Here is a 7,183-nt window from a genome sequence, read left to right as displayed (position 1 = left end):
CGGTGAAAGCACTGCCGGGCATTCTGGAACGCCTGGTGGCCGACGGCTACCAGTTTGCGAGCTGGGACGGCAGCGGTTTTGCCGTGGCCAAGGGCGCTGGCGTGGCGCCCGCCCCGCAGGCGGCCAACCCGGGTTACAGCGACTCGTGGGCCATTGTGATTGGCATTGACGACTATGCCAGCTGGCCCAAGCTGCAGTACGCGGTGCGCGACGCGCGTGCCATTCGTGAAACGCTGATCCAGCGCTTTGGCTTTGCCGCCGACCACGTGATCTCTTTGGAAAACCGCGAGGCCACACGCACCGGCATATTGGCCGCCTTTCATGACAAGCTGGCGCACAGCGGCATGAAAAAGAACGACCGGCTGTTCGTGTTCTTTGCCGGGCACGGCGCCACACGGCAGCTGAGCTCGGGCCGCGATTTGGGTTACATCATTCCGGCAGATTCAGACCCGAACAAGATCGCGACGGACGCGGTGCCGATGACGGAGCTGCAGAACATTGCGGAAAGCCTGACAGCCAAGCATGTGCTGTTTGTGATGGACGCCTGCTACAGCGGGCTGGGCCTGACGCGCGGCGCGGGCTCTGGCAACTTTCTGCGCGACAACGCCAAGCGCCTGGGCCGGCAGATGCTGACGGCCGGCGGCGCCGACCAGCTGGTGGCCGACGGCGGGCCGAACGGGCATTCGGTGTTTACCTGGACGCTGCTGCAGGCCATGGGCGGCAAGGCCGACCTGAACGGCGACGGCCTGATCACCGCGACCGAGCTGGCCGCGTATGTGGCGCCGGCCGTGGCGTCGGTGTCGCGGCAGACGCCGGCCTTTGGCAGCCTGCCGGGCTCGGAAGGTGGCGACTTTGTGTTTGCGCTGCCGGCAGAGGCGGAGTTTTTGAGCGCGCAGACGAGCCAGTTGTCTGTCGATGCGATTGCGCTGAACAGCAAGCTGGATGCCACGCGCCCGCCCGCTGCCGCGCCGACTGCTGGCAGCGATGTGCCGGTGGCGGCACCGCCCACGGCAACCGTGGTGGTGAAAGACCTGCWGGGCGGTGAACAGAAGATCACCACACCGCTGGCGGTGCCCAGCTCTGCACGGCAATTGGCCCAGCGCGCCAATGACCGCGGCCTGCAGCTCTATAAAGAAAAGCTGTATGCCGAAGCCGAAGCCCAGTTCACCGAAGCGCTGAAGCTGCGCCCCGACTTTGCACTGGCCGCCAACAACCTGGGCTTTGTGTATTTCAAGCAAGACAAATTCAAGGAAGCGGCGCGCTGGTTTGAGAACACTGTGAAGATGGACCCTTCGCGCGCGATTGCCTACCTGAACCTGGGAGACGCCCATGCACGGGCGGGCGATGGCGACAAGGCGAAGAAGGCGTTTCGCAATTACCTGGAGCTGGCACCGAACRGGCCGGGCGCAGCCCATGCGAAACAAGAGCTTGAGAAGGCCTGAAGTCGCTTGAAGCTGGAGTAGCCCGGCGCGATTTGGCGATACTCTGCCTATGACCCCAACTTCCCAGGCCGCTCACGCAGTTTCCCGCCTGCGCACCGCGCGGCTGGCGCGCGCCTCCAAAYCGTTCCTGGCCCGTGGCGGCCCACGCAATGTGCGCTGCGCCGGTTGCCGCCTGATGCCCAGCCACTGCATGTGCGCCCTGCGCCCCAGCGTGCCCACGCGCGCGGGTGTGTGCCTGGTCATGGCAGACATCGAGGCGCTGAAACCCAGCAACACGGGCTGGCTGATTGCCGATGTGGTGGCGGACACGTTTGCGTTTGAGTGGGCGCGCACCGAGGTAGACCCTGCGCTGCTGGCGTTGCTGGCGGATCCGCAATGGCAGCCCTACCTGGTCTTTCCCGGTGAGTTTGTGGCGGCTGAGCGGGTGGTGGCAGATGTGTTGCCTGCCGACCCGACTGATGGCACAAAGGGCAAACGCCCGCTGTTTGTGCTGCTCGACGCGACGTGGCCCGAAGCACGCAAGATGTTTCGCAAAAGCCCCTATCTCAACCACTTGCCGGTGCTGAGTTTGCAGAGCGAGCAGCTTTCTCGCTACAAGCTGCGCCGCTCGCAGCGCGACACGCACTTTTGCACGTCTGAAGTGGCCGCCCTCTGCCTGGAGCTGGCCGGTGAAACGCATGCGGCGCAAACGCTGGAGGCTTACCTGGATGTGTTTACCAACCGCTATTTAAAAGCCAAGCAGCAGCAGCCGCTGGATCTGGAAGATGCGGCGCATGCGCAATTGCGCAAGCTGGCACACCCCTGTTGAATAAATGGCACACCCCTGTTGGGGCTCACTGCGTGTAGCCCCCTCTCCCCTTGCAGGGGACGGGCGCCTTGAGGCCGGCAAAGCCGGACCGCGGCCCCCGCTGGTGAATAACTCGCAGTCGTTACTTCGCCGTGCGCTGACGTACCGCTATAGTCCCACCCCATGGATAGACCCCCTTACCTGCGCAAGCGCCGGCCGGCCCCTGACGAAAGCGAAGGCCTGCTGTGGCGGCTGGTGGCTGCGCTGGTGGCGGTGCCGATATTTGAGGTTTCGCTTTACCTGGGCCTGTACCTGATTCTTTCGCCGCGCAGCCTAAGCCATCTTTTCATGGCCATCCCCTTATGGGTGCATGGCGTCTACGCTGGCGCGGCCGCGCTGGTCGGTTTGCTGTTTGGCTTCAGTGGCATTACCTGGCTGCTGGGCCACCTCTTCATGACGCACCATGAAAACGAACGCAACCGRCTGGTAACGGCGCTGCTGTGGGGCGGGCTGGCGGGGCTGGCGTTTGTGGCTTCGCGCTTTGTGCCTTAGTGCCTTGGTCCGCGCGCTGACATCTGCTTGCATTGAGCGCGGCGCCGCTGGGCAACCGCTGTAATACATTCACTGCCTTCATCACCCTTTCATCACCACCTGGATACCCATGCGCCCAAGCTCCCGGCCTCTTTGCACCACGCTTGCCACCTTCGCCCTCACCCTGCTGCCGCTGGCCGGCGCGCTGGCTGTTACCCCGGCTGAACAGCCGTATGTTGGTGGCTACACGCAGGGTTCGGTCGATTCGCGTGCGCAGCTGATGCTGYTGGACGACAACACGTTTTGTTTTAGTTTCATGGGCGGCTCGCTCGACATGCTGGCCGGCGGGCGCTGGAAGGCCGAGGGCAACGGCGTGCGCCTGCAGGAGGTACGGCAAAACGGCTCCGTCTTCCCCGTCTTTGGCAGGGCGGTGCTGCCTGAGAAAGGGCCCGTGGAGTTTGACTTTCACGGCCATTCGCTGTCTCGCGCGGTGTCGGTCGCGTTTGCCACGGGCACTGACGAGACCTTGCCCACCAGCCTGCGCCGGCTCTTCAAGGACGGCCACAACGGCTGGTCTTCCAGCTACAAGCTGCCGCCCATGCCGGCGGCGCAGGTGCGCTACTTTTATATCGCCGACGCGGAAGTGGATGCCAACGGCCAGCCCAAGCAGCTGCGCGTGGTGCAGTACCGGCGCGGTGACGCGAACACGCTGCGCGTGGGCTACAACCCGGCGTTTGGCAACCCGCCGCTGAACCAGCTTGCCACGCTGAAGGATGGTGAGGTGCTGCATGTCGACGGCAGCCGCTTTGGCCCGCGCAAGGAGTTGCCGGAAAAAGCCCTGGAAAGAATACGCTCGGCCTGCATACGGCCCGCGCTGGCTGAGCCCAAACGCCCCAGCGAAGAAGAAGCCGCGGAGATAGCGGCCGGACGCGCGACGTCCGTGAAACAGCCGCCGCTGGTGCCTGTGAAAACTTTCTATCTGCCGCTGACGGCCCTGCAGGGCGCGCCTTACTTTTCTGACGACAAGTAGGCTGGCTGTGTTCCTGCGGCGGACGCGACTCGCTACTAAATTGATAGCTGCTCGTGCACGTTCTTATTGGTCTGCGGCCACTTTTGATATTTGAAAACCGCCCAACAAGGCTGCATCCATCGCCCGGGCCGCTGCCGCGCACCGAAGCCCGGTTATTGATACCGGCGCAACCAGGGCACCCGCTGTAATACATTCATTGGCTTCAACCCCCACCGGACTCACCGCCCATGCGCTCCATCTCCCAGCCTCCTGGCACCACGCTTGCCGCCTTCGCCCTCACCTTGCTGCCGATGGCCGGTGCGCATGCGCTGACCGCGGCTGAAAAGCCTTATGTGGGTGGCTACACGCAGGGCTCTGTTGATTCGCGTGCGCAGCTGATGCTGCTGGACGACAACACCTTCTGCTTTACCTTCATGGGCGGCTCGCTCGACATGCTGGCCGGTGGGCGCTGGAAGGCCGAGGGCAATGGCGTGCGCCTGCAGGAGGTTCGGCAGAACGGCGCGATCTTCCCGGCCTTTGGCAAGCAGGTGCCTGAGCAGAAAGAGACTGTGGCGTTTGACTTTCACGGCTATTCGCTTTCCAACGCAACGTCTGCGGTGTTTGCCACTTCCGGCAACGACGCGCTGCCCACCACGATGCGCCCACTGTTCAAGTCAGACCAGAGCAACTGGTCTGACAGCTACAAGCTGCCGCCCCTGCCGGCGGCGCAGGTGCGCCACTTTTATATAGGCGACGTGGAAGTGGACGCCAACCGCCAGCCCAAACGGCTGCGCGTGGTGCAGTACCGGCGCGGCGACGCGAACACGCTGGCCGTGGGCTACGACCAGTCGTTTGGCAACCCGCCGCTGAACCTGTCTGCCACGCTGAAGGGCGAGGTGCTGCACGTAGACGGCAGCCGCTTCGGCAAACGCGACGAGCTGCCGGGCGAAATCCTCGAAGGTATACGCGCTGCCTGCATAAGGCCGGCGCTGGTGCCCGGCGCCAAACGCCCGGCCGAAGAGGGCAGCGAAGAAGAGGCTCAGGACAAAGCCGCCGCAGCCTTGGGCAAGGTGGTGGTGCGCAATGYGCCGCTGGTGCCGGTAAAGACTTTCTATCTGCCGCTGACGGCGATGCAGGGCGCGCCGTACTTTCCCGGCACGGAAAAGTAAATCCAAGTCACATTGGCTGCACGGGATAGCCGCACGTTGCTACCAAATTAATAGCTGCTTGCGCACATTCCTATTGGGTTGCAGTCACTTTTTACGCCTGAAACAGGCTCTACTTGAAGCGCTCCACCACAAAATCCACAAAGCTGCGCAGCTTGGGTGAGCGGTAGCGGTCGGGCAGGTAGAGGATGCTCATGGGCCGGGTGGCGAGCTCATGGTGGGGGAAAAGCTGCACCAGGCGGCCGGCCCGGACATCGTCCTCGAGCAGAATCGCCGGCTGCAGCACGATGCCCATGCCGTGCAAGGCCGCCACCCGCAGCGCCTGCCCCTGGTTGACCTGCAGGCGCCCCGAGACGGGAACGCGGCAGATGTGCTCTTGATCCTCCAGGCGCCAGTGCGCGGCGGCGGTGGGAGAAAAAGCCAGGCACTCATGCTGGCTCAGCTCATCGGGCCGGGCTGGTGTGCCCCGGCGCGCCAGGTAGGCGGGAGACGCGCAGATCATCAGCCGGTAGGGCGCCAGCGGCCTGGCGATGAGCGCTGAGTCCGGCACGGGGCCGACGCGGATGGCCGCCTCGAATCCTTCTTCGAGCAAATCCGTCACGCGGTCGCTCAAGACAACATCGATGCTGACCTGCGGGTAGCGATCCAGGTAGTCCGAGAGGGCGGGCATCAAGGCCTCGGTGCCAAAGGAGACGGGCGCGGTGACGCGCAACTTGCCGGCCGGCGCCAGCTGCAGGTTCTGCGCCTGCGCATCGGTTTCGGCCACCAGCCGCAGGATTTCCTTGCAGCGCACGTAGTAGTCCTCACCAAAAGCGGTGAGGTTCTGGCGCCGGGTGGTGCGGTTGAGCAGTTGCATGCCCAGGCGCTTTTCGAGCGTGCGCAGGTGGTTGCCGGCCATCGTGGCGGAAATATCGCAAGCCGTGGCGGCCGCGCTGAGGCTGCCTTTTTCGACGGCCAGAACATACACCTTCATGCTGTCGAGCAAATCCATTTAACACTCTCGCTTTTAAATCAATCAACCAGATCGGTGTTTATCTCTGATTGATTCTAAATAACACTGATGCTTTCCTTCATTTCAGACACAAAGACCATGAAAGCCATCCAGCTCACCGCCCCCTCCCTGACCGCGTTTCGCCCCGCTGAGCTGCCCGACCCGAACGCCGGCCCGGGCGAGGTACTGGTGCGCCTGCGCGCCGCTTCGCTGAATTTTCTGGACGTGGCCATTGCCACGGGCAACTTCCCGGGCCCGGCCTTTCCCACGGTTCCGGTGGCGGACGGCGCGGGCGAAGTGGCCGCGCTGGGTGAAGGTGTTGAGGCCATGTCCCTTGGGCTGGCGGTGGGGGGCAGGGTGATTCCGCACTTCATGCCGAACTGGCAGGGCGGGGCCATCACGCCGCGCAACGTGGCGGCGATGCGCGGCGTGACGCTGCCGGGCTCATTGGCCGACTACGTGGTGGTACCGGCCACCAGCCTGGTCGCGCTGCCGGCGCACCTGGATTTTGTGCAGGGCGCGGCGCTGCCGATTGCGGGCACGACGGCCTGGAATGCCGTGCGCTCGGCCACGCTGCGCCCCGGCTCGGTGGTGGTGTTGCTGGGAACGGGCGGCGTCAGCATCTTTGCTCTGCAGTTCGCCAAGGCGTCCGGCGCGACGGTGATCATCGCGTCGTCGTCGGACGAAAAACTGGAACGCGCACGCCAGCTGGGCGCGGACCACCTTGTCAATTACCGCGCTACGCCGGCTTGGGACGAGCAGGTGCTGAAGCTCACCGAAGGGCGCGGCGCAGACCTGGTGGTGGAGACGGTGGGCGGGGCCAGCATCACGCGCTCCATCAACGCAGCGGCCATGGGCGGCACGATCTTCACGGTCGGCTTTGTCGGCGGCACGGCGGCCTCGATTGACCTGCTGCCCATCATCGTGAAAGCCTTGCGCATCGTTGGCAACAACACCGGCTCGGTAGCCGACCTGGCCGAAGCAACACGCGCCATTGCCGCGCATCGCATCGTGCCCGTCATCGACCGCGTGTTTGAGATCGCCGACACCGCCGCCGCGTATGCCGAACTCAGTGCCGGCGGGCGGCACTTCGGCAAGATCGCGATTGCGCATTGAAGTGCGTCCCGGGAAAGATTTGCTATGAATTTAATAACTTCTGGCGCAGACTCCTATTGGTCTGCAGGCATTTTTAATGCGCAAAAGAAGCTCCAAACAATCTGCCAAAGCTAAAAATCAAACTGCGGCGCGCTGTTGCTG

Annotated in this window: 7 protein-coding genes; 6 read left to right on the top strand and 1 reads right to left on the bottom strand. The window is 63.9% G+C overall.

The window, feature by feature from the left end; translation table 11 throughout:
* The 5 genes from AC1D1X_RS11730 to AC1D1X_RS11710 form a co-directional block, all read left to right on the top strand.
* The coding region (locus AC1D1X_RS11730; protein WP_477698316.1) for a caspase family protein at positions 1–1,442 on the top strand (1,442 nt) is incomplete at its 5' end.
* A 49-nt stretch (positions 1,443–1,491) separates the two neighbouring features.
* Positions 1,492–2,250 (top strand): tRNA-uridine aminocarboxypropyltransferase, encoded by a 759-nt coding sequence (locus AC1D1X_RS11725; RefSeq protein WP_477698315.1) that lies wholly within the window; start codon positions 1,492–1,494, stop codon positions 2,248–2,250.
* Between the two features lie 162 nt (positions 2,251–2,412).
* Entirely contained in the window at positions 2,413–2,781 is a 369-nt protein-coding gene (locus AC1D1X_RS11720; RefSeq protein WP_477670543.1) for a hypothetical protein, read from the top strand.
* A gap of 109 nt (positions 2,782–2,890) precedes the next feature.
* Positions 2,891–3,790 (top strand): hypothetical protein, encoded by a 900-nt coding sequence (locus AC1D1X_RS11715; protein WP_477670542.1) that lies wholly within the window; start codon positions 2,891–2,893, stop codon positions 3,788–3,790.
* A gap of 227 nt (positions 3,791–4,017) precedes the next feature.
* The gene (locus AC1D1X_RS11710; protein WP_477698314.1) at positions 4,018–4,938 is read left to right on the top strand and encodes a hypothetical protein; all 921 of its coding nucleotides are present in this window, start codon (positions 4,018–4,020) and stop codon (positions 4,936–4,938) included.
* Between the two features lie 109 nt (positions 4,939–5,047).
* On the opposite strand, the gene AC1D1X_RS11705 is transcribed toward AC1D1X_RS11710, so the two are convergent.
* Positions 5,048–5,926 (bottom strand): LysR family transcriptional regulator, encoded by an 879-nt coding sequence (locus AC1D1X_RS11705; RefSeq protein ID WP_477670540.1) that lies wholly within the window; start codon positions 5,924–5,926, stop codon positions 5,048–5,050.
* A gap of 99 nt (positions 5,927–6,025) precedes the next feature.
* Here AC1D1X_RS11705 and AC1D1X_RS11700 point away from each other — a divergent pair, with 99 nt between their 5' ends.
* Positions 6,026–7,042: a zinc-dependent alcohol dehydrogenase family protein gene (locus AC1D1X_RS11700; RefSeq protein WP_477670539.1), complete on the top strand. Its 1,017-nt coding sequence runs from the start codon at positions 6,026–6,028 to the stop codon at positions 7,040–7,042.
* Positions 7,043–7,183 lie beyond the last annotated feature (141 nt).

It is taken from the genome of Polaromonas sp. P1_G4 (assembly GCF_056405475.1).
The sequence above is the reverse complement of the archived record's forward strand: the minus strand, read 5'-3'. Positions and strand labels throughout refer to the sequence as shown.